The 25,596-nt window shown below is 46.3% G+C and carries 19 protein-coding genes; 12 read left to right on the top strand and 7 right to left on the bottom strand.

Annotation, left to right across the window (positions count from 1 at the left end; translation table 11 throughout):
* Positions 1-32: 32 nt before the first annotated feature.
* From MHN30_RS05310 to MHN30_RS05285, 6 genes are all read right to left on the bottom strand, one after another.
* The gene (locus MHN30_RS05310) at positions 33-725 is read right to left on the bottom strand and encodes a UTRA domain-containing protein (protein ID WP_239358840.1); all 693 of its coding nucleotides are present in this window, start codon (positions 723-725) and stop codon (positions 33-35) included.
* 80 nt (positions 726-805) lie between these two features.
* The gene (locus MHN30_RS05305) at positions 806-1,354 is read right to left on the bottom strand and encodes an HD domain-containing protein (protein WP_239358838.1); all 549 of its coding nucleotides are present in this window, start codon (positions 1,352-1,354) and stop codon (positions 806-808) included.
* Positions 1,351-2,769: an FAD-dependent oxidoreductase gene (locus MHN30_RS05300; RefSeq protein WP_239358836.1), complete on the bottom strand. Its 1,419-nt coding sequence runs from the start codon at positions 2,767-2,769 to the stop codon at positions 1,351-1,353. Before MHN30_RS05300 ends, MHN30_RS05305 begins: the two co-directional genes overlap by 4 nt.
* Positions 2,769-3,578 (bottom strand): phosphonoacetaldehyde hydrolase, encoded by an 810-nt coding sequence (gene phnX / locus MHN30_RS05295; RefSeq protein WP_239358834.1) that lies wholly within the window; start codon positions 3,576-3,578, stop codon positions 2,769-2,771. Before phnX ends, MHN30_RS05300 begins: the two co-directional genes overlap by 1 nt.
* A 17-nt stretch (positions 3,579-3,595) precedes the next feature.
* Positions 3,596-4,942, bottom strand: a complete 1,347-nt coding sequence (locus tag MHN30_RS05290) for a DUF5690 family protein (RefSeq protein WP_239358833.1) — start codon at positions 4,940-4,942, stop codon at positions 3,596-3,598.
* 85 nt (positions 4,943-5,027) lie between these two features.
* Positions 5,028-7,823 (bottom strand): TonB-dependent receptor, encoded by a 2,796-nt coding sequence (locus MHN30_RS05285; RefSeq protein WP_239358832.1) that lies wholly within the window; start codon positions 7,821-7,823, stop codon positions 5,028-5,030.
* A 242-nt stretch (positions 7,824-8,065) separates the two neighbouring features.
* Here MHN30_RS05285 and MHN30_RS05280 point away from each other — a divergent pair, with 242 nt between their 5' ends.
* Together MHN30_RS05280 and MHN30_RS05275 are read left to right on the top strand one after the other, a co-directional pair.
* Positions 8,066-9,280 (top strand): cation:proton antiporter, encoded by a 1,215-nt coding sequence (locus MHN30_RS05280; RefSeq protein ID WP_193522305.1) that lies wholly within the window; start codon positions 8,066-8,068, stop codon positions 9,278-9,280.
* Positions 9,281-9,455: 175 nt separating this feature from the next.
* Positions 9,456-11,120, top strand: coding sequence for an alkaline phosphatase (locus MHN30_RS05275; RefSeq protein WP_193522304.1), 1,665 nt, complete (start codon positions 9,456-9,458; stop codon positions 11,118-11,120).
* A 29-nt stretch (positions 11,121-11,149) separates the two neighbouring features.
* On the opposite strand, the gene MHN30_RS05270 is transcribed toward MHN30_RS05275, so the two are convergent.
* Positions 11,150-14,143 carry an EAL domain-containing protein gene (locus tag MHN30_RS05270; RefSeq protein ID WP_239358831.1) on the bottom strand — a complete coding sequence of 998 codons (2,994 nt, stop codon included), beginning with the start codon at positions 14,141-14,143 and terminating at the stop codon, positions 11,150-11,152.
* Positions 14,144-14,572: 429 nt separating this feature from the next.
* On the opposite strand from MHN30_RS05270, the gene mraZ reads away from it, so the two are divergent.
* The 10 genes from mraZ to murG are packed head-to-tail and all read left to right on the top strand — an operon-like array spanning position 14,573 to position 25,593.
* On the top strand, positions 14,573-15,031 hold the full coding sequence (gene mraZ / locus MHN30_RS05265; protein ID WP_010368661.1) for a division/cell wall cluster transcriptional repressor MraZ: 459 nt from the start codon (positions 14,573-14,575) through the stop codon (positions 15,029-15,031).
* A 14-nt stretch (positions 15,032-15,045) separates the two neighbouring features.
* Positions 15,046-15,978, top strand: a complete 933-nt coding sequence (gene rsmH, locus MHN30_RS05260; protein WP_039494187.1) for a 16S rRNA (cytosine(1402)-N(4))-methyltransferase RsmH — start codon at positions 15,046-15,048, stop codon at positions 15,976-15,978.
* Positions 15,978-16,301, top strand: coding sequence for a cell division protein FtsL (ftsL, locus tag MHN30_RS05255; RefSeq protein ID WP_010368658.1), 324 nt, complete (start codon positions 15,978-15,980; stop codon positions 16,299-16,301). The genes rsmH and ftsL overlap by 1 nt, the downstream gene beginning before the upstream one ends.
* Positions 16,298-18,112: a penicillin-binding transpeptidase domain-containing protein gene (locus MHN30_RS05250; RefSeq protein WP_239358830.1), complete on the top strand. Its 1,815-nt coding sequence runs from the start codon at positions 16,298-16,300 to the stop codon at positions 18,110-18,112. The genes ftsL and MHN30_RS05250 overlap by 4 nt, the downstream gene beginning before the upstream one ends.
* Complete coding sequence (gene murE / locus MHN30_RS05245; protein ID WP_239358828.1) at positions 18,105-19,568, top strand: UDP-N-acetylmuramoyl-L-alanyl-D-glutamate--2,6-diaminopimelate ligase; 1,464 nt, start codon at positions 18,105-18,107, stop codon at positions 19,566-19,568. The genes MHN30_RS05250 and murE overlap by 8 nt, the downstream gene beginning before the upstream one ends.
* On the top strand, positions 19,565-20,959 hold the full coding sequence (gene murF / locus MHN30_RS05240; RefSeq protein ID WP_010605804.1) for a UDP-N-acetylmuramoyl-tripeptide--D-alanyl-D-alanine ligase: 1,395 nt from the start codon (positions 19,565-19,567) through the stop codon (positions 20,957-20,959). Before murE ends, murF begins: the two co-directional genes overlap by 4 nt.
* The gene (gene mraY / locus MHN30_RS05235) at positions 20,953-22,035 is read left to right on the top strand and encodes a phospho-N-acetylmuramoyl-pentapeptide-transferase (protein WP_010368649.1); all 1,083 of its coding nucleotides are present in this window, start codon (positions 20,953-20,955) and stop codon (positions 22,033-22,035) included. Before murF ends, mraY begins: the two co-directional genes overlap by 7 nt.
* Positions 22,035-23,357 carry a UDP-N-acetylmuramoyl-L-alanine--D-glutamate ligase gene (murD, locus tag MHN30_RS05230; RefSeq protein WP_239358826.1) on the top strand — a complete coding sequence of 441 codons (1,323 nt, stop codon included), beginning with the start codon at positions 22,035-22,037 and terminating at the stop codon, positions 23,355-23,357. The genes mraY and murD overlap by 1 nt, the downstream gene beginning before the upstream one ends.
* The gene (gene ftsW / locus MHN30_RS05225) at positions 23,354-24,529 is read left to right on the top strand and encodes a cell division protein FtsW (protein ID WP_069020757.1); all 1,176 of its coding nucleotides are present in this window, start codon (positions 23,354-23,356) and stop codon (positions 24,527-24,529) included. The genes murD and ftsW overlap by 4 nt, the downstream gene beginning before the upstream one ends.
* Entirely contained in the window at positions 24,526-25,593 is a 1,068-nt protein-coding gene (gene murG / locus MHN30_RS05220) for an undecaprenyldiphospho-muramoylpentapeptide beta-N-acetylglucosaminyltransferase (protein ID WP_130126929.1), read from the top strand. The genes ftsW and murG overlap by 4 nt, the downstream gene beginning before the upstream one ends.
* Positions 25,594-25,596 lie beyond the last annotated feature (3 nt).

Genomic DNA, 25,596 nt, shown 5'->3' with positions numbered 1-25,596 from the left:
TCGTGCTAAAGCACGACCTACGGGGACGGGAGTTACACGCCTTCAACAATCATTTCTATGGCGTCATGGAGCCAATATTCAATATTGTAATCCACTAATGCTTGCTCGGCGTCATAGCGGGCGCGCAGTACCTTTAAGCAAGGTGCGCCGCTGTTCTTTTCTAATTTGTCGGCAACATCATCGGGTAGTACGGTGACGCTTATTACACACTGTTCAAAGCTGACGTCAACTTGGTAATGGGTCGACATCACTTGTGTGATTGAACCATCCAGCGGTTGGCTGTGTAAGTCGGCAAAACGTTCGGCTGCACAATAGATCTGTTCCATCATCATTGCCCGACCATCTAACGCGCGTACTCGGGTTAATTCATATACAGGCTGGCCGTTAAAATGAGAGTGGCTAAACTCAGGCTCTGTGGAAGGGGCATTAATTGCCACTACTTGAGTTGTTGGTGTAAAGCCTTGTTCAATGGCAAGGTGGTTAAAGTTTACTTTTTTAGCTGGATGCCATTTGAGCTTTTCCGGTGTGACAAACCAGCCGCGGCGCTTTTGGCTAAAGATAAGTCCTTCGGCTTCTAGTCGTGCTAGGGCTTCACGGACGGTGATCCGTGTTGAGCTAAATGTTTCTTGCAGCGCACGCTCTGAAGGCAACTTGGCGCCGGGCGTCATGCTGCCAGCGGCGAGCAGCGCTTGAATATGGTTTCGAATACGTTGATAAAGCAGCATAATTGAGTCGATAAAACCTTTTGTGACAAGCTTACTATCGTTTTATGACAGGATAAATAGACTTGTAAACTCAGATTGGCCTAACTCGCCAGATAGGCTTCTATCTGGCTAAACCAATAGCTACTCGGCAAAACGGCTAAACTCGGATCTTTCCCTAAATCATCAAAACGACGCAGCGCGATAATGGCGTCCAATTCAGGTAGCTTGGAGAATGCCGCAAGTTCTTCGCTGCTCATCTTTCCGCCTTGTCTTGTTAGCGTTAATTGGCTGGCAGGAGAGAGCGTTTGGTAATACTCCTCATCCATACTCACCAGATAGCGTTTCGCATCTACGTGTTTGCGTACTAGCATTGTCACCGCGTGATCAAAACCAAGTTGAGTCAAATGATCCGCCCCTAAATCGCCATGATTGCTATACCCTTGTGGGGTAAAGTCGGGGTTATTCTGAGACTGAGCAACAAAATGGCCAATATCATGTAAAAATGCAGCGATTTGGGTCGCTTGATCATAACCATTTTCTTTCGCGAGGGTAGCGCATTGCTCGGCATGGTAAATTTGGCTACATGCCTCGTCATAGGTGGCGTGACCATATTGCTCGAATAGCTGTTTTATTTGTGCGATGGCATTCACTTTATATACTCCTGCTTCACGTTCGGATCTAATTTTGCTGCGCTGCCACTAAGCTTGCTTAGCCAAACATCGAGTTTATGCGGTGGCGTGTTGTTATCCTCAGCGCTTTCTTTACGGCGAATGGCATTTCTCACCAATAAGGCCCCCGCGGTGCGAAGTGGCTCGACGGGAAACTGTTTAAGCGTTTGGTTGACCAAGGCGCAGTGACGCCAGTCGTTATGTTGATTAAGCAGAAGGCTTGCTAAGATTTGTCCACCTAAATAGGATTGCACCACGCCGTTACCCGAGTAACCACTGCCATAAAACACATTAGCTTGACCATTTAAATGACCAAAGAAAGGCATGCCAGAGACACTTCGGTCTGAGGGGCCGGTCCAGGTTCTGTCTATCTCGAGCTGGTGATGTGCAAAAAAATGGCTAAATGAGCGTTCAAGAATCGCTTGATAACGGCTAGCACGGTGAAAGGTGTCTCTCACTTGGTTATTGAAACTAAAATAATTTCCGCCTTTGCCAAGCATTAATCGACCGCTTGAGGTGGTGCGGTAATAATTCACAAAAATACGTGCATCAATCACCGGAGCGCCGTGGTTCAGTCTCATTGCCGCAAGCTTTTCAGGCGCTGGTGTAGTGATCGCCATATCGCTCGAAACCAACACCACACTGCGAGAAAACTGCGGCAATAAGCTTGGCAGCCAAGCGTTAACCGCAAATACTAGCTGATTGGCTCTGATCTCGCCTTTGTCTGTGGTAATGGTGAGTGTGTCTTGGCCTTGGTGCTTTAGGTAGCGGGTGTGTTCAAATACTTTGACCCCAAGTTTTTTTGCCACCTTCATCAGTCCACGCACAAGCTTGGCGGGTTGAACACTACCGGCATGGGGGGAGTAAATTCCAGCAAGGTTGGCATTAGAGCCGGTTGCTTGCAACTGCGCTTTATCCAGTGTTTGCCACGCATTAAGTTGGTGTTGCTCAAGTAGGGTGGTAATGGGGCCAAAGGCATTGCGCTGGCTGAGATTTGAAGCCGTATAGTAAGTACCATCAACGCGGCAATCACATTCAATCTCGTGTTTACTGGTAAAGGCTTTAATATCATGAACGGCCTGCTCAGACTGGCGCACTAAAAAGCAGGCTTGTTCTAAGCCAAACTCTTTAATTAAACTGGCAAACTTAGTCGACCATGTCAGCATGGCACCGCCATTTCGACCCGAAGCACCTTGTCCACAGAGGTCTTTTTCAATAATGGCGATATTCAACTCAGGTTTTTGCTTTTTCAGCGTTATGGCTGTCCAAAGGCCAGTAAAGCCGCCACCTATGATACAAACTTGGGTATCCAACGCGCCATGAGGCGGCGCGCTGGCTGCGGCTTCAATATCGGCTTGAGTGATTGCTTCATCAAACCAAAAAGGCTGAAAACGCATTACGGGCGCTCTCCACGGGCGATACGAGCAGAAATATCCACCAAGACCATTTCGATGTCGGCTAGTGAATCAATCACATAGTGCGCACCGGCCTCGCCAAGTTGCTGATAAGCACTAAGGGAACGTGTACTTTGCTCTTCGTGACCGAGCGAAGTCCATTCTTCTTCGCTAAGTCCCACCGCATTACCCGTTAAAGCAAGTCCAACGGTCCACATTCCGGCATTTAATCCCTCGCTAATTCCCGGCGCGGAATCATCGACTTTTACGCACCCAGACACGCGATTAATGCCAAGTCTTTGCACGTTTTCTAACGCCATCCAGGGGCCTGGGCGAGAGCCAGCCGCACATTCATCACTGGCAACCACACAATCTGGCTGATAACCATAATCGGCAGCGGCTGGCACTAGTACGTCCATCACAGGCTTGGGATACCCAGAACAACTGCCAATCTTAACGCCTTGTTGTTGTAATCGTTTGATCACCGCAAGCACGCCCGGAATGGGGGCAGCTCGGTCGGCGACTTTTGCTTGTTGGAGCGGCATAAAGGTTTTATAAATATGGTCAACATCTGCCGTACTCGGTGCCTGACCAAATTGCGTTATCCAGCGGGTGCGGACACTGTCCGTTTGTAGCAAAGTATTAATGTGATCCCATTTGCCCATTCCCATCGGACCGCGCGCTTCAGCCAAGGAAATATCAAATTGATACGCTTGCTTAAATGCTTCAACAAAAATACTGGTAGGGGCAATCGAACCATAGTCGACCACAGTACCAGCCCAATCCAAAATTAACGCTTCAATGTGTTTCATGTTGCTAAGACTCCTAACTAGGAAATATGTGATGAAAGTGCCGTGGTGCGTACTTGCGTTGACGCCTTACGTGGTCGCTTTAATTTCACGGCAAAATAAATAATTGAACTCACTACGAGGGCGCTTGCGATAAACGCTACCCAGTAGCAGGCCATGGTAAAAAAGTGCAGCCAGCTGAGCTCAGGTGTGGCAAAAGTTTTATAGAGCAAAATGCCCACTGAGCCGATGTAGCCCGCCGAATCCGCCAGATAAATCAAAAAACCGGCGTTCGCAGTCGAGCCAACCGCTGAGATCATGCGGTCAAACAAAAAGCAGTTATAGGGGATATAACTGATATAAAGACCAGCCCCCAGCAGTACCATCCAAGTTTTAGGATCGAGACTTTGGGTTTGGTATAAATAGGTGCTGCCAGCCAGCAGTAAAGCCCCGAGTAAGACAAAGCCATGGTTGGCAAAAAATGCAATGCGGTTATTTTTAATTAACACCAATGCGGCAAGGGCAATGAGTACGATAAAGGCGATGCGGATCCCGGCATAAGCAAAAATCGCGGGTTCTTGCCCATACCCTAAGGCCTGCCAGATCTCGGCTGAGAAGTTATCTCTAAAGTCACGAAAGCCGGTAAAGAGTAAAAAGCTAAGCACCAGTACGGTTATTCCAAACCAATACTGTTTAAAAAACGCTAGCCGTGCTTTGCCATTCATTGGCGCGCGCTTTTGTCGTAATTGTTCATCTTCTTGTGTAGGCTCAGGAATGCTATTAAGACAAGCAACGCTAAGTACAAGCAGTGGTAGAAAAATCGCTCCGGTTGCCGCTGGCATCCACAGTTCTGGCACATTGAGTTCGCTCACCAGCCATTTGCCCACAGTTCTGACCAATCCAGAGGCAAGAATAAAAGTCACGCTGAGTACCGCACCTAAGATTTCGGTGGTTTTACGACCTTCTAAAAAGCTAAAAACCAAACCCCAGATCATCCCAAGGGAGAGGCCATTGGCAAACAGCCAAACTAGATTCCAGCCCGTAGGAGTAATGGCAAATAGCACCAGGGCGAGCTCGGCGGCTAAAATCATGGCCAAAATCGCACGACCGCGATAATGATGCTGCATTTCAGCAATCACTTTAACGCCGATAAATTTCGCGCATAGGTAGCCAAACACTTGCGAAAGGATCAGGGCAATTTTAAAGTTAACAACCCAGCTTGGGTTATCAAAGGCTTCATAGGTATTGACCGAAAATGGCTTACGAAAGGCGTACATACAAAAGTAAGTCATAAACGCACTGGTCGCGGCAAATAGTACAAAGCCGATACCTTGGGCGTCTTTTAGCCAGCGTGGGCGGGCGTTAAATAGGGTGATCTGCAACATCATAGGATCCTCGGTAATTCGAGGGCAATCCTTTGTGGATTGCCCGTCAACCGGTGTACACCAATCGGCTTAATCAAGTGAATTGGTATTAAAATTGGTAGTTAATGCCGACCATGCCGCGGATACCATAGTATTCCACCTGTAATGGACGACCCCGCTCACCTTGGTAGTACTGCAATGCTTCATTGGTGAGGTTACTTAGCTCTAGGTAAACTAACGTTTGTTCGTTAAGTTGGTATGACGTTGTAAAGTCGACGCTGGTATTGGCGCCATAGTAGCTATCCGATTGGCTATCGCCGCCGTGCTCTTCGATATAAGCACCTTTATGATTAAGCGCTATTCGAGCTGCAAAACGGGTGTCGTCGTAATACAGCGTAAAGTTGTAAAGCTCATTGGCCTGGCGTGGAATGGCCACTTTTTCTGTGCGCTCTGGGATCTGCATTTCAGAATCCATAAAGGTCGCATTGGTCATTACCCCAAAGTTGCTCAAACTGTCAGAAATAAAACCAAGGTCGCGGTTAAATGCCAGCTCAATGCCCGCAAGCCAAGCGCTATCGCCGTTTTCAGGACGGATGATGGTCACGCCTTGCTTGTTGTTGTAATTGCCAACGCTGGTGGCTTGGAAGATTGGGTCTTGGATATCTTTGTAGAATACCCCCGCAGAGACCAAGCCAACGCGGTCAAAATAATGTTCCACCATCAAGTCGAGGTTATTTGAGTAGGTAGGGTCGAGCGCTGGATTTCCTGAGTTAAGCTGGTTGTCTTGCTCAAGGTAAGTTGCGCCTGGTGTTAACGAACCAAAATCAGGACGGGCAAAGGTGCGAGTTAGTGCGAGGCGATAATTGGTATCGTCATTGGCACGATAGGTAACATGTAGTGCGGGTAATATGGACCAATAATCATTGCTGTTGGTGGTATCAACAACTTTGTTTTCGTCGGCTAAATAGGTGTAGCCAGACACTTCGGTATCGGTTCGGGTAACTCGCAAGCCGCCTAATACTTCCCAGTTGTCGTTAGCTTGGTAAGTTGCCATACTGTAGAGCGAGGTGTGGGTTTCTTCAACATCAAAGTTTCTGCCCAGTGCTCCACCGTTGCTGATGAGTGCTGATTCACCCGCATCTAGCTTGAACTTATTGCGATTTTGCGTCCAAAACTGAGCAAGAGCATCGGTGGAAGCCACCTGCGACAACTGCGTGCGATAATCAAACTTGGCTTCGCTTAAGTAATCGCTGCGACCGGGTTGATCGCTTAGAGCAAAGTCTGCAAGCGTTGGCGCGGCACCATATTGTTCGCTGTCCCACGCGTAAAACTCGTCGGCAAAGTCAGCTTTACGGACTTTGTCACGGTATTTTGCCCCAAATTTAACGGCTAGCTGGTTATTGTATTGCCAGTCAAAGTCGGCATTGGCTACCAATCTGTCTTTTTCGTTGACGTAGACTTTGTATAGCTCAACCCAAGACAAACCCATTTTGCTTGGATCGAGTGTAAAGCCCGAGGGGAAGTGATTACTTATGGCGCTCCAAGGATCGCTGCCGCCGTCTACTTGGTTGTAGGCATAATTTTTACCGGTATCGCGGTCTTCAAGTCCAACATATCCCACATTTTTTTGATCAAAACGGGCGACAAAATAGCTGTTGTCTTCACGGTTGGGTTTGTCGCCATAGCGGAACTCATTTTCGTACGTGGCTAGTTGCCAAGAGAGCGTTTTATCAAAGCCAAAGTCATGTTCACCCGCAATTTCAAAGCCTTGCATTTCGGTGATGAGTTCGTTGCGAATATGCTGCAGCTCAGCACGGTCTTTATCAAAACGCAGCCTGTGCTTATAGTGGGTTTCATCATCAATCAGTGTGCCATATAGCGCGCTGGCGCTGAGCGTGCCGTTTTCAAGTTGATATTCCAGCGAGCCATTTAAGCCATAAGTTTCACGGGTTCCTGTATAATCACGCAGCTCTAAACGGTAAATGCCTAAGCCATCGTTACCTCGACGCGGCTCATAGTTATCGGTTGCCCAATCACGCTGCCAAGCTGTGGCGTTAATGATAAAACCTAGCTTGTCGTCGAGTAGACGGTCGCCATACACCACATTGGCAGAATAGTTTGTGCCATCGGCTAGCTCATTTTGGCCCACAGCGAAGTTGGTTTTGAGGATAAAATCATCAGCGCCTTTTTTGGTCACGAAATTAACATTACCGCCAATCGCATCGCCTTCCATGTCAGGGGTGATAGCTTTAGACACTTCCACAAATTCAATCAATTCGCTTGGAAAAAAGTCGAACGCAGTAGCGCGGCTGGTGGTTTCCTCTTCAGCGGTTGGAAGGCGGTTACCGTTGATGCTGGCCGAACTCCATTGTGACGGTAAACCGCGCACTGCAACAAAGCGGCCTTCACCTTGGTCACGCTCTATCGACACACCTGGAATACGTTGCACGGCTTCAGCGGCATTTCTATCTGGTAATTTACCAATCCCATCGGCAGAAATGATACTTTTGATATTACTGGCATTTTTTTGGTTATTTGCTGCGGCCATTTCGCCACGGAAGATTTGCCCAACCGTGACTACTTCTTCCATCGCTTGTTGGTGGTTTAATAAGATTGGAGACAATGTAGTGACTTTGCCATCAGTTACTTCAACCTGAAGTTCAGTTTCCTGATAACCCATATATTTCACGACTAAGGTGTAGCGACCAGCATCTAGTTTTGGCAGTTCAAAGCGACCACGATAATCAGACACAGTGGACACATCTTGGCCTTTTACCGAGATAACGGCGCCAGACAGATTACTTTGTGGGTCTTTTACAACACCAACAAGTTTACCTGTCGCAGCATATAAGCTGGGACTGGTGGCGAGTAACACGGCAGCAGCGATTTGGGTTAGTTTTTTCATTGCTCTTTTCTCAAAAGTTTGGGTTGAATTTCTGGTCTAGTCCAGTTTGTTACAGATAGAGTAATGACGGTTTTTTACATTCCGATGACACAAAGGTGAAAAATTAACTAGTGCCTGCAGCTCTTTGTTGTTTAATTCGCTTTATAGGAGATAGGAGGATGTTGTTAGATGTTTGGCTTAACTGAATAAGATTTGTCATACTCGCGTTATCAGCAGCAAGTTTTCAGTAAAGGAATGGCAACGTGATTTATGCTTTGATTGCGGCGATTGGACTTTCTCTTTTTATCTATAGCATTACAGCTCGACAACTAGATAGGGCGGAGCTCACCGCACCTATGTGGTTTGTGCTAACGGGCGGGGCGATAGGCTTTGTGCTTGGTAATATTGAAGGAGGGCAACAAGCTTTAGCGGTAGATATTAATGGCCTACAAACTTGGTTGCCGATTATTGAGCTGACACTTGCGATTTATTTATTTTCCGATGCTGCAAAAACGCGATTACGGGTGTTATCTCACAGCTTCCAGTTACCGGTTAAATTATTACTCGGGCTGCCATTAACCATGGTATTTGGCGCGTGGGTGGCCCATGAGCTGTTTCAGTTATCTTGGTTGGCTTGCTTTTTAATTGCGGTGATCATCACCCCAACTGATGCTACTTTATGCAAAACCTTCATTCAGGATAAGTCCGTGCCCACCAGATTGCGTGAGGCAATTAATGTGGAAAGTGGCTTGAATGATGGCCTATGTATTCCGGTATTTCTGTTTTTACTGGGAGTATTAGCTGAGCGAATGCAAGCGACGACTGAATCATTTGCTTGGATTTTTATACGTGAAGTGGGGATTGCACTTGTTGTCGCGGGGTTACTGACTGGGGTGATCATTTGGTTACTTAAACGCGCCTATCAACATCATTACTTTGCGTCTAAAACCAGCCCTTTTCTCTTTGTTGGCATCGCTTTTTTAGTTTTTTCGGTAACCCAAGCTCTGCATGGCAGCGGTTTTATCGCTGCATTTGTCAGCGGTTTGCTGTTTGATAAGTATTATCGTGATGAGTTTAAAGATCAGCTTATCGAAGAAGGGGAGCATCTCGCCGAATTTGCGGCTTTTATGATCTGGATTGTGTTTGGTTTGTCGGCCAGTGTAGTGCTGCTAAACGTTACCCAATGGCAGGTTTGGGTGTACGCAGTGTTAGCAACCGCCATGTTTAGATTGATCCCGGTATTCCTCTGCTTGTTAGGTGGTGAACTGACAACCAAAGAGCGCTTTACGTTAGCTTGGTTTGGCCCCAAGGGGTTGGCTTCGGTGGTGCTCACCTTAATGCTACTCAGCGAAGAGTTGCCAAATGGTTTGCAAATTACTCAAGTGGCGATGGCAACAGTGCTGCTCAGCATTTTTGTATTTGGATTATCCAGTCGACCCATTTCTAAATTATTTACCAGTGCTTCTGGTCGAGAGTGATTACTCTAAATAACAATTGGTATAGCGTATGATTTCGTATCTGAATTGTACTGTTATATTGTAACTTATTGTGAAATAAAATATTTTTTGTCACTTTGTTGAAATAAAAAAGTCATGTAACGCGCCTAGACTGTGCCCGCCTTACAGACAAATATTACGTTTCAGGAACAGTACAATGAATAAAAAGTTACTTACAGTTGCTATCTCTGCAATTCTACTTACCGCGTGTGATGATGATACAAAAACCGTTGAGGTGATCAAAGAAGTTGAAGTCATCAAAGAAGTACCAGTGCAAGAAGTGACACAAGTAAAAAATGTGATCCTTATGATCGGTGACGGTATGGGACCACAGCAAGTTGGCTTACTTGAAGAGTATGCTCAGCGCGCGCCAAACTCAACTTATAAAAACAAAGGCAATCAAACTGCGCTTTCTAAACTTGCTGCGGGTGGCCACTTAGGTCTTTCCATGAACGCACCACATGGCGCAACTGGCAGTCTAGTGACTGACTCTGCTTGTTCGGCAACTCAATTAGCAACCGGCCTTGCTGCAGGCTCAGAAATGATAGGCCTTGATGCCGATGGCAATAAAGTAGCGACTATCTTAGAAAAAGCCAAAGCCGCGGGTAAAGCGACGGGTCTTGTTTCAGATACACGTATTACGCATGCGACGCCAGCAGCATTTGCTGCTCATATGCCGCACCGTTCATACGAAGCTGAAATCGCTGAGCAATTAGTTCGCTCTGGCAGCGTTGACGTGATGTTATCTGGTGGCGCTCGCGTATTTGTACCAAAGAGCACGCCTGACAATGCTGAAGTAAAAGCACAACTTGATGCACTTGGCATGCCTAGTAGCGTATATAAAAGTTCAAAGCGTGGAGATGAAACTAACCTAGTTGTTGAAGCAAAAGAGCAACATGGTTATGGCCTTGCTTTTGATAAAGCACAATTAAGCAGTTTTGAAGGCGAAAAAGTACTAGGTCTATTCGCAAACTCTGGTATGAGTGACGCAATTGCTTACAAAGCTTGTCAACAGAGCAACAGCTGTACTCAGCCTTCATTAAAAGAAATGACGGTGAAAGCGCTTGATATCTTGTCTAAAGATGAAGATGGCTTTTTCTTGATGATTGAAGGTGGTCAAATTGACTGGGCGGGTCACGCAAACGATGCAGGTTGGATGCTAAACGAGCTGCTTAAATTTGATGAAGCCGTTGAAGCTGTTCATGAGTGGGTAAAAGACCGTAACGATACGCTAGTCGTTGTGACTGCGGACCATGAAACGGGTAGTTTTGGCTTTAGTTATTCAAAGCATGAGCGTCCTGAAGCACAAACGCTATCTGGCGATGGTATGTATGTAAATGGTGTTGCTAAAGAATATCATCCTAAGTTTAACTTTGGCCCACTTGCGCAACTAGACAAGCTCTACGCGCAAACAGGCACCTTCTTCGATATTCTTGCTGAAGCTGCGCCTGATGAAGCCTATGAAAATGTATCGGGCCCAACTTGGAAAGCGACCATTGAAGATATGACGGCTTACACGGTGACGCTAGATAATGCAGAGAAGGTTGGTCAAAGTGTTTATGACGACAAAGATGCAACGATGATCCCTGCGTTTGAGGACTTCGGTGACTTCTATGTATACGCTAAAGAAGATTACACTGGAAAAATCGCTCGCGCGATTGCCTCAGAGCAAAGCGTAGTGTGGGGTACTGGTACGCATACGGCTGCGCCAGTACCGGTTTATACTTTCGGTCCTGCAGGCGTAACTAAGCAGTTCTCAACCATGCAGCACCATGTGGACGTTGCAAACAAAATGATGACTGCGCTTGGTTTAACTGAATAAACCAAGCACCTAGATTTAAGTAACTTCAGTTAAGCCACAGCAATGTGGCTTTTTTCTGTCATTAAGGTTAGAAACTCGCGTTGTGGTAGCGGCTTTGAATAGTAATAACCCTGACCAAAATCACATCCAGCCTGTTTTAATAGCTGATGCTGAGTCGCGGTCTCAACGCCTTCAGCGATGACTTTTAAACCAAGGCGGTGGGCCATCAAAATAATGGTTTCACACAGGGTTAAATCGTCTGCATTGGTTGCGATGCCATCGACGAAGCGCTTATCAATTTTCACAAAGTGACAATCTAATTGTTTTAGATACGCAAGTGACGAGTAACCCGTGCCAAAGTCATCCAACGCAAATTGAAAACCTTGCTGCTTTAAGCGTTCAACACGTTGCTTTGTGCGGCTATCATTGTGCATCATCATTCCCTCAGTGACCTCTAAAACCAAGTGCTCAGGGGGGATCGCAAGCGTCGTGAGTTTGTCACTCCAGCTTGCCAAGGTGCAATTTTTAGCGGCAAATTGGACCGGTGAAACATTGATGCTAATTTGTGTTGTATGGCCTAAGTGCTGTAGTTGCGTCAACGTGTCAACAGACTGCGCAAAGGCTAAATCTCCAATATGGTGAATAAGCTGGGTTTCTTCGGCTAACGGAATAAACTCAGCCGGGCTGACCATGCCTTGCTCAGGGTGTCGCCAGCGGATCAAGGCCTCTGCTTTAGCAACGCGATTATCTGCAAGTGACACTATGGGTTGGTAATGCATTTCAAATTGATTTTTATGCAGTGCAGTACGAATACCTTTGAGCATTTGCATTCTAGATTCTGCGACTTTGCGTAAGGTGTCATCAAAAATCACGTAGCCATTGCGACCTTGTTGCTTTGCTCGATACATTGCTTGATCGGCGGCCTTTAATAGGGCTTCTGCGCCATTACCATCTGTTGGTGCAGTGGCAATCCCCATACTTGCTGTGATATGGCACTGCTCATCTTTGATCTCAAACGGTTGTTTGAGTGCAGATTGGATCTGGGAGGCCAATGCTTTGCATGTTGTTTTGTGTTCGTCATCTTCCAACACAAAGACAAACTCATCACCTCCAATGCGAGATAAAAACGCATGCGGAGCCATACTCTTTAAACGTTGCGCGACTAACTTTAAGAGTAAGTCGCCGTAATAATGGCCTAAAGTGTCGTTAATATCTTTGAAATTGTCGAGATCGAGTAACAGCACGGCGGTTTGTTGTTGTCCGCTGGCAACCTGCTTTTTTAAGTGCTTTTTAAGTCCTACGCGGTTGTGAAGATCGGTTAATTCATCAAAATGTGCTTGTTTCCAGATCAGCGCATCTTTACGCTTAACTTCGGTAATATCGGTGAAGATCGCGACACGGCGATAGATCTCACGGTTGCTATCATAAACGCTATCAATAGTTAGCCATTCGGTGTAAAGCTCGCCATTTTTCTTACGGTTGACAATCTCACCTTGCCAACGGCCGTGTTCGTTAAGCTGCTGCCACATTAATTCGTAAAAGCTACGGTCGTGTTGACCCGATCCTAACATGGCAGTGGACTTACCCAGCACCTCTGAGCGTGAGTAACCAGTTACACGCGTAAAGGCGAGGTTGACGTCCAAGATAAAGCCATTAGCATCCGTGATGATCATGCACTCGCTACTATTGTTGTACACCAATGCTGCAAGGTTTAGTGCCTCTTCTTGATGCTTACGTTGACTAATATCACGGAAAATCAGCAACGCCTGAGGATGGGATTCAATGGCGCACAGGCGACATTCAACTACTTGATTGCTGGTTGGAGAAAACTCGAGTTGCACATAGGTTTTATCGTTTAGCAGTGCAAGTTCTGCTCGGATCCGCTTATAAATATGTTCTGGTAGCAACTCTCTCAGCGTTTGTGCCTTATCGGTATAATCACCATAGCGAGATAAGATCTGAGCCTGTTGATCTAAGCGCACATAGCTATCGGGGAGTGCATTAATCAAGGCTTTTACAACTGCAAGTCTATGATTTGCATTGTCTTCAGCGGCTAGGCGTGTTTGTGCCATATGAGCAAAACGCTCGGCGATATGCTCAAATTCACTGGGTACTTTGGTTGCATCAAAACGGGGATCTTGCTTGCCCGATTCAAGCTTTGCAATAGCATGCTTGAGTGCACTAAGCGGTTTTAAAAGCTGTTGTTTTAATTGCCAATGGGTTTGCCAAAACAAAATGCATACAAGCACAAAGAAGATCCCTAAAAAGAGCGCAAAACGCTTGTCTATGCTGCTCAACTGGGACTCAAAATCGAAACTAAAGTAGATTTGTAACGCTCGGTTGCCGTTATTGAGTGATTGCTTTACATACACCAAGCGATTGCCTTCTGGGGTATTTAGTAGCGTCGCCTGTGTGCTTAAATCGCTTGGCCAAGAACTGCTAACAGCACGGCCAAGTTCTGCATTTGCTGCTGGATATTGCGCAATGATTTGCGCTTTAGCGTCGGCAATCATTACCCGAGTACCAACAGGAAGAGGCAGTTTTGCAAGGGTCTGGCTCCAATGCGTTAAGCCTTTCACCGCAACAAGCATAAATAAAAATTGTTGCTGATCATCGTAAATTGGTAGCGCGAAGTTGACTGTTGCACGCTGCATGCTGCGGTCAATTTGATACTCACCAATACTAAACTGGGCAGTGCGCATTGCGGTTTTAAAGTAACCACGATCGGCGATATTGATCTCGCGTTGATCTGCTTGATGCGTAGTACAAAGTACGTTCCCTTGAGCGTCAACTATGCCAAGGTTAGCTAGGTTGGGGCTGAGCAGCATCGCGTGATAAAGCAGCGGCGGACATTTACCGTGCTCTACAGTAAGGTGATCAATACGGGTCGACAGTTGCTGTAACACTTGTTCTGTATCTGCGAGTTCTACCTGCTGGATCGCCGCAACTTGTTTGGCGTAATGCAGCGCCTGTTGTGACTGTTGTGTTAATGCCTGCTGACGTTGCTCACATAATAGAAATAAAATAATGATCAGACATGGCAAGCACAGTAGAACGAGTAAGCGATAAAATCGAAACTGTATTGAAGATTTCAGAATAATCCCACCTATGGAGCTGATCAGAGAGCGCGAATGATACCGAATCGAGTAGGGACAACCAAGCTAATTTGCATAAATAATTCAGCTGCAAAAGCATCCTTAAGCAAGGGTTAACAAATGGAATTTTTAATTTCTAATTTGAAAGTATGACGTGATTATCCGGCCAAAAAATATGGCATTTTTTCATCTCTCCACTTTTTTCCACAAAATTCATGATCTTCCACAAATCCCGCGATTTTTCTGGCTTTCAAAGGCGTTAAAGGTACCGACTGAGCTTGACAAAAGTGCTTGTCAAGCCCTAGACTGTTCTTCTGTGGTAAAAAGTGGGTTTTAGTGGATCAAACTGGATCAACCAACTTAGAAATAGGATCACGCATGTTTCGAGGTGCAAGTTCGCTAGCTTTGGATGACAAAGGGCGTTTTGCGGTACCGACTAAGTACCGTCAACCGCTGCTGTCCGAAGATCAGGGAACTGTTATTTGTACTATTGCGATCAACGAACCGTGCTTGTGGCTCTACCCACTCTCCGAATGGCTAGAAATTGAGACCAAACTAAGTCGCATCTCTAATACCAATCCCAGAGTGAGACGTTGGCAGCGGATGTTGCTAGGTCATGCTACAGAATACCAACTAGACAAAAATGGCCGAATTTTACTGGCGCCTTCATTGCGATCCCATGCGCAATTAGGCAAAAAGATCATGCTAGTTGGGTTACTCAATAAATTTGAAATTTGGGACGAAGAACGCTGGTATCAGCAAATGCAGGCAGATACCGAAATTGAACACTCAGGAAACTTTGAGGAAAGCCCTGAATTGGAAAACTTTTCCTTGTAGGGGTAAACAAATTAATGAGCGAAGAGTTTAAGCATATTTCGGTATTAATGACCGAAACCCTAGATGCCCTAGCAATTAACCCTGAAGGTATATATATCGACGGGACGTTTGGTCGTGGTGGGCACTCAGGTGAAATCCTCAAAAGATTGTCGACTGGGCGTTTACAAGCCATAGATCAAGACCCTCAAGCGATTAAGGCGGCTGAAAAGTTTGCTGATGATACACGTTTCTCTATAGCGCGAAGCCGCTTCTCGCAAATTAAATCTGTCGCGGAACAAGCCGGTATCTTAGGTCAGGTTGATGGCATTTTGTTGGACATTGGTGTGTCTTCACCTCAGCTTGATGATGCAGACCGTGGCTTTAGCTTTATGAAAGACGGGCCACTAGATATGCGTATGGATCCTGATTCAGGTCGCAGCGCTGCACAGTGGCTAGCTGAAGCAGAGCTTGAAGAAATGGTATTCGTGATCAAAAAGTATGGCGAAGAAAAGTTTGCCACTCGTATTGCTCGTAAAGTCATTGAAGTACGTGAGCACACCGCGATTACAACCACAGCGCAATTAGCGCAATTGATTGATGAAGCTGTGCCTGTCAAGGACAAACACAAGCATCCCGCAACTCGTACTTTCCAAGCCATTCGTATTTATATTAACAGCGAGTTAGAAGAAATTCAGACTGCATTGCAAGCGTCACTTGAGGTGTTAAAACCTGGTGGTCGGTTAGTGGTGATCTCGTTTCATTCTCTAGAAGATCGCATTGTAAAGCAGTTTATCAAGAAGCAGAGTAAGGGAGAGGCGATACCCAGAGGTCTGCCTTTAACGGATGAACAACTTAAACAAAATCTCACCTTAAAGGCAGTGGGTAAAGCCATTAAGCCTAGCGATGCAGAGATTGCACAAAATCCACGCTCGCGAAGCTCAGTATTAAGAGTGGCGGAGAAACTCTAATGAATGCAAGTAAGCAACGTCAACCGAATCTATTTGTAGAAATAGGCTATTACATCATTGCTAATAAGTTGACGGCATTCTTGCTACTTACGATTTTGATTTCTGCACTCGCGGTAGTGCAAATTACCCATTTAACTCGCCAGCAATTGATACAGCAGGATGAGTTATTGCAACAGCGCGATGAGCTAGACCTACAATGGCGATATCTCGTTGTAGAAGAAGAGTTTTACTCCCAGCATGCAAGGATTGAAGAGATAGCCAAGATGCAGTTAGAGATGAAACGCCCAACCAGTAAAGATGAACAGGTGATTGTGCTGCCATGAATAAACAAAAGCAAAAATCTCAATCTATTATCACCTGGCGCTTTGCTCTAGTTTGCGGCGTAATGCTCACCGTTTTTATGACGCTTGTTGCACGCGCTGCATTTTTGCAAGTAATTGAGCCCGATAAGGCCATTGAAGAAAATGATAAGCGCACTGTACGGGTTGAGAAACTCAATGTCCAACGAGGCATGATCTTCGACCGCAATGGCAAAGAGCTGGCTGTGAGTGTGCCGGTTGTGAGCGTTTATGCTGATCCCCTTGCCATTGATAAGGCACTTGCCAAAAAAGTGTTACGTAAAGCCCGTAAAGAAGGTGAAGATTATAAAGCGTTAGAGCAAAACGATGCTGAGCTGAAAATACGGAAACAAGCTTGGTACGATGATGAGCTCAGGTGGAAAGAGCTTGCAGATGTGCTCAGACTTAAACCAGAAAATGTCGATGAACGGCTTAGGGGAGACCCAAGCCGTCGTTTTGTCTATTTGAAGCGTCAAGTGACAGCGGTTGTTGCCAACTATATTCGTCAAATGCGCCTGCCGGGCGTGCACTTGCTTGACGAGTCCAAACGGTTTTACCCAAGCGGCGAAGTAACGGCGCACATGATTGGTGTTACCGATATTGATGGCAAAGGTATAGAAGGCGTTGAGCGTATGTTCGACTCTGCATTAACCGGTACGGCTGGTAAACGCACCATTCGTAAAGATGCGCAGGGTCGTGAAGTACAAGTACTTTCAGAAGAACAGCGTGTTGAGCCAGAAGATGTTTACTTGAGTATCGATTTACGGATCCAGGCTATTGCCTATCGCGCGTTAAAGTCGGCGGTACTGAGCTATAAAGCTACCTCTGGTTCGGCGATAGTTGTTGATGTACACACTGGCGAGATTTTAGCTTTGGTGAATAGCCCAAGCTTTAATCCTAACGATCTAAGTACTGCTGCACCTTATAAGCGTCGTAATCGTGCTATGACTGACCTATTTGAACCCGGTTCAACCTTAAAGCCTTTAGCGGTATTGGCTGGTTTAAATTATGGTGCAGTTAAGGCAACAGACACGATAGATACTTATCCGGGCTGGATGAACTTAAGCGGTGGCTTAGTGAAAGATACTCGCAACAATGGTGAGCTGAGCTTAAGAGAGATCCTTAAAATTTCCAGTAACATGGGAGTTGCGAAGATCTCGCAAATGCTGCCAAAAGAGTATTTTATCAATTTATACCAAGAAGTGGGTTTTGGTGAGCCAACGGGCTCAAACATGATTGGTGAAAGCGCTGGCTTATTTTATCCAAACCGCCGTTGGTCTAACTTTGAAATTGCGACACTCTCTTACGGTTACGCAGTATCTGTAAGCACTGCACAAATGGCGAGACTTTACGCCATGTTTGGAGCCGGCGGTATCTTGCGACCACTCACTATTGTGAAGCAAGATGAAATTCCTGAAGGCAAGCGTATTTTTAGCGAGCAAGATACACATGCCGTGGTAGAGATGATGGAGTCAGTATTTGAACGTGGTGGTACTGCCCACAACGTAAAAGTTGATGGATACCGTGCCGCAGGTAAAACAGGTACTTCAGAAAAAGCGGTTGCGGGTGGCTATGGTGATGAGTACGTTGGTTACTTTGCGGGCGTTGCACCGGTAAGTGACCCAAGGCTTGCGGTTGTGGTGATGGTCAATGAACCAGCGGGAGATGTTTACTATGGCGGTCAAACCGCAGGGCCTGCTTTTGCTGAAATTATGTCTAATGCACTGAGAATTCTAAACGTAGCACCTGATAAAGAGCGTGTGGCTTATATTTCTGGAGCAGATAACGATGCGTGATCTGGCTCAGGTACTCAGTGATTATGGTGTCAATATTGCCGCTGTTGAGGTTGAGCATCTACGCATAGACAGTCGAGCGATTGAGCCGGGTGATTGTTTTGTTGCACTGCAAGGTCATGCCCAAGACGGTGCTAAATATGCCGCCAGTGCCGTTGCGCAAGGCGCTAAATGTGTGCTTGCAGAAACGGGAAGCGAGCTTAATGTTGCACCAGAGCAAGCGATTTTTATCGATAATCTTGCTGATAAGTTGGCAGCAATTGCAGCGCAGTTTTATGCATACCCGAGTAAAAAGCTCAAACTCACAGGCGTTACTGGCACCAATGGTAAATCTACCACGACAGCGATGATTGCCAATTTAGCTAGCCTAACCGGTAGTGCTGGTGCTGTGATAGGTACGCTTGGTTATGGTCAACCAGACAGCCTTATTCCGCTGGCAAACACCACGCCGTCAAACGTAGATTTACAACGTATTTTAGCGTTTTTACAGCAACAATATGATCAAGTCGCGATGGAGGTCTCTTCCCATGGCTTGGTGCAAGGTCGAGTTGACGAATGCGACTTTGATGTGGCTGTTTTCACCAATTTGACGCGCGATCACTTAGATTATCACGGTGATATGCAAAGCTATGCAGAAGCCAAGAAACAGCTATTCACTCGCTGTGCGCCAAATCACAAAGTCATCAATATTGACGACGAAGTAGGTGCAAGTTGGGCCGCTGAGTTCGGCGACGACACTGTGGTTGTTTACGGTCGCTGGACTGAAAAAAATAGCTACCAACAATACGTATTCTTTGATGCCGTGTCGGCACATCCAAATGGTTTAACAGCGACGTTAAAAACCAGCTGGGGTGAATGTGAAGTCAGTGTGCCACTGTATGGTGAGTTTAATCTTTATAATTTAGCTGCTGCGATTGCGACTTTACTATTGCAAGGCGCAAGTCTTGAAGCATTAAGCGAAGCTTGCAGCCAACTTGCGCCAGTTGCAGGCCGTATGCAGCCATTTAGTGCCCCTGAAAAACCTACGTGTATTGTTGATTATGCTCATACCCCAGACGCTTTGGCACTCGCACTACAAGCCTTGCGAGCACATGTACCGGGCAATCTTATCTGTGTGTTTGGTTGTGGTGGTGATAGAGATAAAGGTAAGCGTCCTGAAATGGCACGAGCTGCAGAGAAATATGCAGATAAACTGGTGATCACCAGCGATAATCCACGAAGTGAAGATCCCAATTTAATCATTGATGACGTTAAGGCAGGACTCATCCACCCTGAGTATGCTGTCTGCCAGCCTGATAGAGGGCTAGCCATTCAACACGCGATAGACCTAGCTGATGAAAATAGTGTGGTGTTGATAGCGGGGAAAGGGCACGAGGATTATCAAATTATAGGTACTGAGCGCATTGATTTTTGTGATAGGCAATGCGTTGCAGCGATTTTACGAGGGGAAAAGGCATGATCAAGATGGATTTTTCTTGGCTTGCAGCAGTCTTAAAAACCCCTTACGACGGGGAGAATTTGGCAGTCGCCAATATTAATACTGATACCAGAACAATACAGTCTGGAGAGGTATTTTTAGCACTTAAAGGGCCTAACTTTGACGGCCACCGCTTCTTGGATGTGGCCAAAGCGCAAGGTGCTATTGCAGCTATTGTTTCTGAGCACGATGAAGATATCGATTTACCACAGTTTGTTGTTGCAGATACGCGCATTGCTTTAGGCCAAATTGGCCGAGCAGTAATTGAAACCGTTGCCCCTAAAACCATTGCAATTACCGGCAGTGTTGGTAAAACCACAGTGAAAGAAATGTGTGCGGCGATTTTGGCGCAAAAAGGCAAAGTCCTTGCGACGAAAGGTAATTTTAATAACGACATCGGGGTACCGTTGACGCTATTGCGCTTAAGTGAAGATGATGAATATGCGGTGATAGAACTCGGCGCTAACCACTTGGGTGAAATTGCTTATACCACTGCATTAGTAAGTCCAGACGTAGCGACAGTATGTAACGTCGCACCAGCCCACATCGAAGGGTTTGGTTCCATTGATGGCGTAGGAAAAGCGAAAGGTGAGATTTTCTCAGGCCTCAAAGCTGACGGTGTCGCAGTCATCAATGCGGATAGTGATTATGCTCAGATGTGGCAGGAAAGCTTAGCTGTTTCTAAAGTGAAACGTTATAGCTTAAATGCTCAGCTTGATATTTGGGTGGAGGCAATTGAGTTGGATGAGCTAGCTCGCCCTACCTTCACGCTATGCCAAGGTGAAGAGCGTACCACCATTAGTTTACCGCTTAGTGGCCAGCACAACGTTGGCAATGCGTTGATTGCGGCAGCATTGACAACTGAACTGGGCGCAAGCTTAAGTGAGGTGGCAACGGGTCTTGAACAAATGGCTGAAGTAAAGGGCCGTGTCAACATGATCCAAGTCTCGGACACGCTGCGTGTCGTCGATGACACCTATAATGCGAATGTGAAATCTGTCAACGCGGCGATTGATTTACTGGCATCTATGTCTGGCTATAAAGTATTGGCGTTGGGTGATATGGCAGAACTGGGTGAAGATGCCCGCGAATATCACCGTGAAGTCGGCGAGTATGCTAAGCAGCAAGGCATTGATGAATTGTTTTCATTGGGGGTGCTGAGTAGCAGCGCAAGCAATGTATTTGAAAAGCCAAATCGTCATTTCTCGACTCGCGAGAATTTAATGAAGGCGTTACGGGTTGTATTGGCCGAGCAATCAGGGCAATGCACCGTTATCGTTAAAGGATCACGTAGTGCGCGGATGGAACTGCTCGTTGAAGAATTAGTAAACGCTGGCCAGTCGGATAGCGAGACAGGAGAAGTATCATGTTAGTTTGGCTAGCCGAGTATCTTACCCAATATTATTCTGGGTTTAACGTATTTTCTTACCTTACGCTGAGGGCGATTTTAGGCATTTTAACGGCCTTAATGATTTCGTTGTATTTTGGCCCTAAACTTATTGCTGCATTACAACGTATGCAAATTGGTCAGACCGTACGTGATGATGGCCCTGAATCGCACTTGTCTAAGTCGGGTACGCCAACCATGGGTGGACTGTTAATTCTGGCTGCGATCTTTACCAGTACGCTACTGTGGGGCGACCTTAGCAACAAATATGTATGGGTGACGTTATTTGTCATTGGCAGCTTAGGTATTGTTGGGTTCGTGGATGATTACCGCAAGGTGATCAGAAAAGACAGTAAAGGCCTAATTGCACGTTGGAAGTACTTCTGGCAGTCGGTTATTGCGATATCTACGGCGGCATTTTTGTACTTTACGTCCACCAGCGCTGCGGAAACCACGTTAGTCGTGCCATTTTTGAAAGATGTATTACCACAACTTGGTTTGTTCTATTTGGTCATGAGCTACTTTGTGATTGTGGGTACGTCAAACGCAGTTAACCTGACTGATGGTTTGGATGGACTCGCCATTGTTCCGACCATTTTGGTTGCCTCAGCACTCGCGATTATTGCATACGTGACTGGTAACGCTAATTTCTCAAGCTACCTTCATATTCCTCATTTGCCACTCACAAGTGAATTGGTTGTGGTATGTACGGCGATTGTTGGCGCAGGCCTTGGTTTCTTATGGTTTAACACTTATCCGGCACAAGTCTTTATGGGCGATGTTGGTTCATTGGCGCTGGGTGGTGCACTCGGGATCATCGCTATTTTAGTACGCCAAGAGTTAGTGCTGATCATTATGGGTGGTGTATTTGTGATGGAGGCATTATCCGTGATTTTACAGGTAGGGTCTTACAAACTCAGAGGTCAGCGGATCTTTAGAATGGCCCCTATTCACCATCATTACGAATTAAAAGGATGGCCTGAGCCACGCGTGATAGTCCGTTTTTGGATCATCTCGATTATCTTGGTTTTGGCCGGTCTTGCGACGTTGAAGATTAGATAATGACGTATATTGAGCAATTACAGAAAAAGCATGTCACGGTACTGGGACTTGGAGTCACAGGACAGGGGATTGTGCGTTTTCTGCTGTCGCACGGTATTAATCCAAAAGTGGTTGATAGTCGTCCAGTGCCTCCGGGCTCGGATTGGCTAAGTCACAACGCACCTGAATGTGAAGCGGTATTTGGCAATCTTGCTGATGCCGCTTTGGCGCAAACGGATCTGATTATCATCAGCCCTGGGATCCCGTTATTTGAACAAAGCGTTGCCGCAGCCATTGCCGAAGGCGTTGAAGTCATCGGCGATATCGAGCTATTTGCACGCCTCAATACCCGTCCAGTGATTGCCGTTACGGGCTCTAACGGTAAGTCCACCGTTGTTACGCTCGCGACAGAAGTATTGAAAGCCGCAGGCTTAAAAGTTGGGCTTGGCGGCAATATTGGCACGTCTGTGCTGTCGTTGTTAGAGCAGCCGCATGATGTTTATGTGCTCGAGCTGTCTAGTTTTCAGCTTGAAACCACGCATAGCTTGGCTTGTTTGTCGGCAATGATCCTCAATATTACTGAAGATCACATGGATCGCTATCCTGATTTTCAAGCTTATATCGAAGCGAAGCAACGTATTTACCAGCATGTTGAACATATTGTCTTTAATGCTGAAGATCATTATACCTTTGCGCAGCATGGGCAAGGCAGCAGTGTATCCCTCACTGAGGGGGATTATCACTTAATGACCTTTGACGGTGAGCCGCATTTCGCACACAAACAAACACCACTGCTAGCGGTAAAAACGTTGTCGATGGTGGGGCGACATAATCAATTTAACGCCTTGGCGGTATTAGCGTTATTAGCGCCGATGCAATTGCCTATGCATGCATTTGCCAGCGCGTTTGCGAGTTTCACGGGGTTACCTCATCGTTGTCAGTTAGTTGCCGATGTTGCAGGGGTTCGTTACTTCAACGATTCAAAGGCAACGAATGTTGGCTCGACGGTCGCCGCTATTGATTCTTTGGCTTCAGGCCGAAAAAACATTATTTTGATTGTGGGTGGTGATGCGAAAGGGGCAGACCTTTCACCGCTCAAGACACCACTCACTACGCATTGCAAAGCGCTATTTTGTTTCGGACAAGACGGCGCACAGTTTATGCCACTGCTGCGCAATAGCCATCAGGTCAACAATTTAGAAGAAGCCGTGTTGGCGGCAAAAACGATAGCGACCAATGGTGATATTGTGCTATTAGCACCAGCCTGTGCCAGCATAGATATGTATCCAAACTATATGGCGCGTGGGGATGAGTTCGTCCGTTTAGTGGGGGAACATGCTTGATTAACGTCGCTGATATCAAAGAGGCGCTAACGCCTCGCCAGTCCGAGAGCTTATTTGACGTACCTTTGATGTACTGCATGCTCATGCTTATTGGAGTGGGATTTGTGATGGTGACAAGTGCTTCTATGCCGGTTGCCGAGCGACTGTTTGATAACCCTTTTCACTTTACCATTCGCCACGTTATCTTTTTAGTGGGCTCGTTTATTCTCTTTTGGTTTGCGACGAGTGTGCCAATGACTTGGTGGAAACGCAGTAATCCATATTTGCTGCTTTTTGGTTTGGTACTGTTAGTGGCGGTACTCATTATTGGTCGCGAAGTAAATGGTGCAAGGCGCTGGATCCCGCTTGGTCCTTTTGGTTTGCAAGTAGCGGAGGCATCTAAGCTATTTTTCTTCAGCTATATTGCCGGCTACTTGGTACGTAAACGCGATGAAGTACAAGAAAACATCAAAGGTTTCGCTAAGCCAATGATTGTGTTTGCGGTGTATGCGTTCTTAATTTTGATGCAGCCGGATTTAGGTACTGTGGTGGTCATGTTTGTGACGACCGTTGGTCTGTTGTTTTTAGCCGGTGCAAGGCTTTGGCAGTTTTTTACTTTAATGCTTACTGGTGTCTCTTTGGTGGTACTGCTTATCATCATTGAGCCATATCGTATGAAGCGTGTCGTGGGCTTTTTAAACCCTTGGGAAGATCCATTTGGCGCTGGTTATCAATTGGTACAATCATTAATGGCATACGGCCAAGGTGGCTGGTTTGGTCAAGGCTTGGGCAATAGCATACAAAAGCTACAGTATTTGCCGGAAGCACATAATGACTTTATTTTTGCTGTAATAGCGGAAGAACTGGGCTTTATTGGTGTATTTAGCATAATTATTGTACTCGGAATATTGGTTACTCGAGCGCTTTTTATCGGGCAAAAGGCCCTTAAAGCAGGCAAAGAATACGAAGGGTATTTTGCCTTGGGCATTGGTATTTGGTTTGCCTTTCAGGCAGTCGTTAATATTGGTGCGAGCGCTGGCATTTTACCCACTAAAGGTTTAACACTGCCATTTGTTTCTTACGGTGGCTCTAGCCTTTGGGTGATGACAATTGCGGCGGGCATTCTACAACGTATAGATTTTGAGACAAAAATGTCGACAAGGCAGGCAACATCCCGTGGAGGTAGACGATGACAAAACGTCTTCTAGTGGTCGCGGGCGGTACAGGTGGACATATTTTTCCAGGTATTGCAGTGGCACAATTTTTACAAGCGCAGGCTTGGCAAGTGAGCTGGGTTGGCACTGCGGACAGAATGGAAGCGGATGTGGTGCCGCGTTACGGTTTTGAAATTGATTTTATTGCCATGAAAGGCGTACGTGGTAACGGAGTCAAACGATTACTAACTGCGCCATTTATGGTTTTAAAAGCGGTACTTGCAGCAAAGCGTATTTTACAACAGCGTAAACCTGATGTGGTGTTAGCCATGGGCGGTTATGTAACAGGTCCTGTAGGTGTTGCTGCGAAACTGCTTGGGATCCCTTTGGTGATCCATGAGCAAAATGCGGTTGCGGGTATGAGCAATAAGTTGCTGGCGAAAATTGCAAGTCGCGTACTGGCTGGTTTTCCCGGCGCATTCAGTGAAAAGCTCGCTCAGGTTGTGGGGAATCCGGTACGTGCAAGTGTTGCTGAGATTAGCGATAAACCGGTTTCAGTGCCGTTAAATCTATTAATTGTCGGTGGTTCATTGGGAGCAAAAGCACTGAATGAAACCGTGCCAGAAGGACTCAAGTTACTTCAGGAACAGGTGGCCAGTATCGGATTAAATATTCGTCATCAAAGCGGTAAACATAACCAAGACGATACACAACAACGATATGAAAGTGCAGGCATTAATGCTGAGGTCAGCGAGTTCATTCATGATATGGATGCCGCATACGCTTGGGCCGACCTTGTTATTTGCCGTGCCGGTGCGCTTACTGTGAGTGAGATAGCCGCAGCTGGGAAAACGGCGATTTTTGTGCCTTTCCCACATGCCGTTGACGATCACCAGACGGCTAACGCGCAATTTTTAGTGTCGGCTGGGGCAGCTTTTATATTGCAGCAAACTGCACTGACGCCAGAAATGCTAGCAACTACACTGCAGCCACTTGTTATTGAGCCGCAAAAAATTGCGACCATGGCAGCAAAAGCGAGACAATGCGGTAAGTCGGAGGCAACAGCGAAAGTTGCCCAAATTTGTACAGAATTATCGAACTAGGAT

Origin of the sequence: Pseudoalteromonas sp. OF7H-1 (assembly GCF_022347825.1) — a bacterium.
GTDB lineage: Bacteria > Pseudomonadota > Gammaproteobacteria > Enterobacterales > Alteromonadaceae > Pseudoalteromonas > Pseudoalteromonas maricaloris.
Note: the sequence above shows the minus strand (reverse complement) of the source record. Positions and strands in the feature narration are given on the sequence as shown.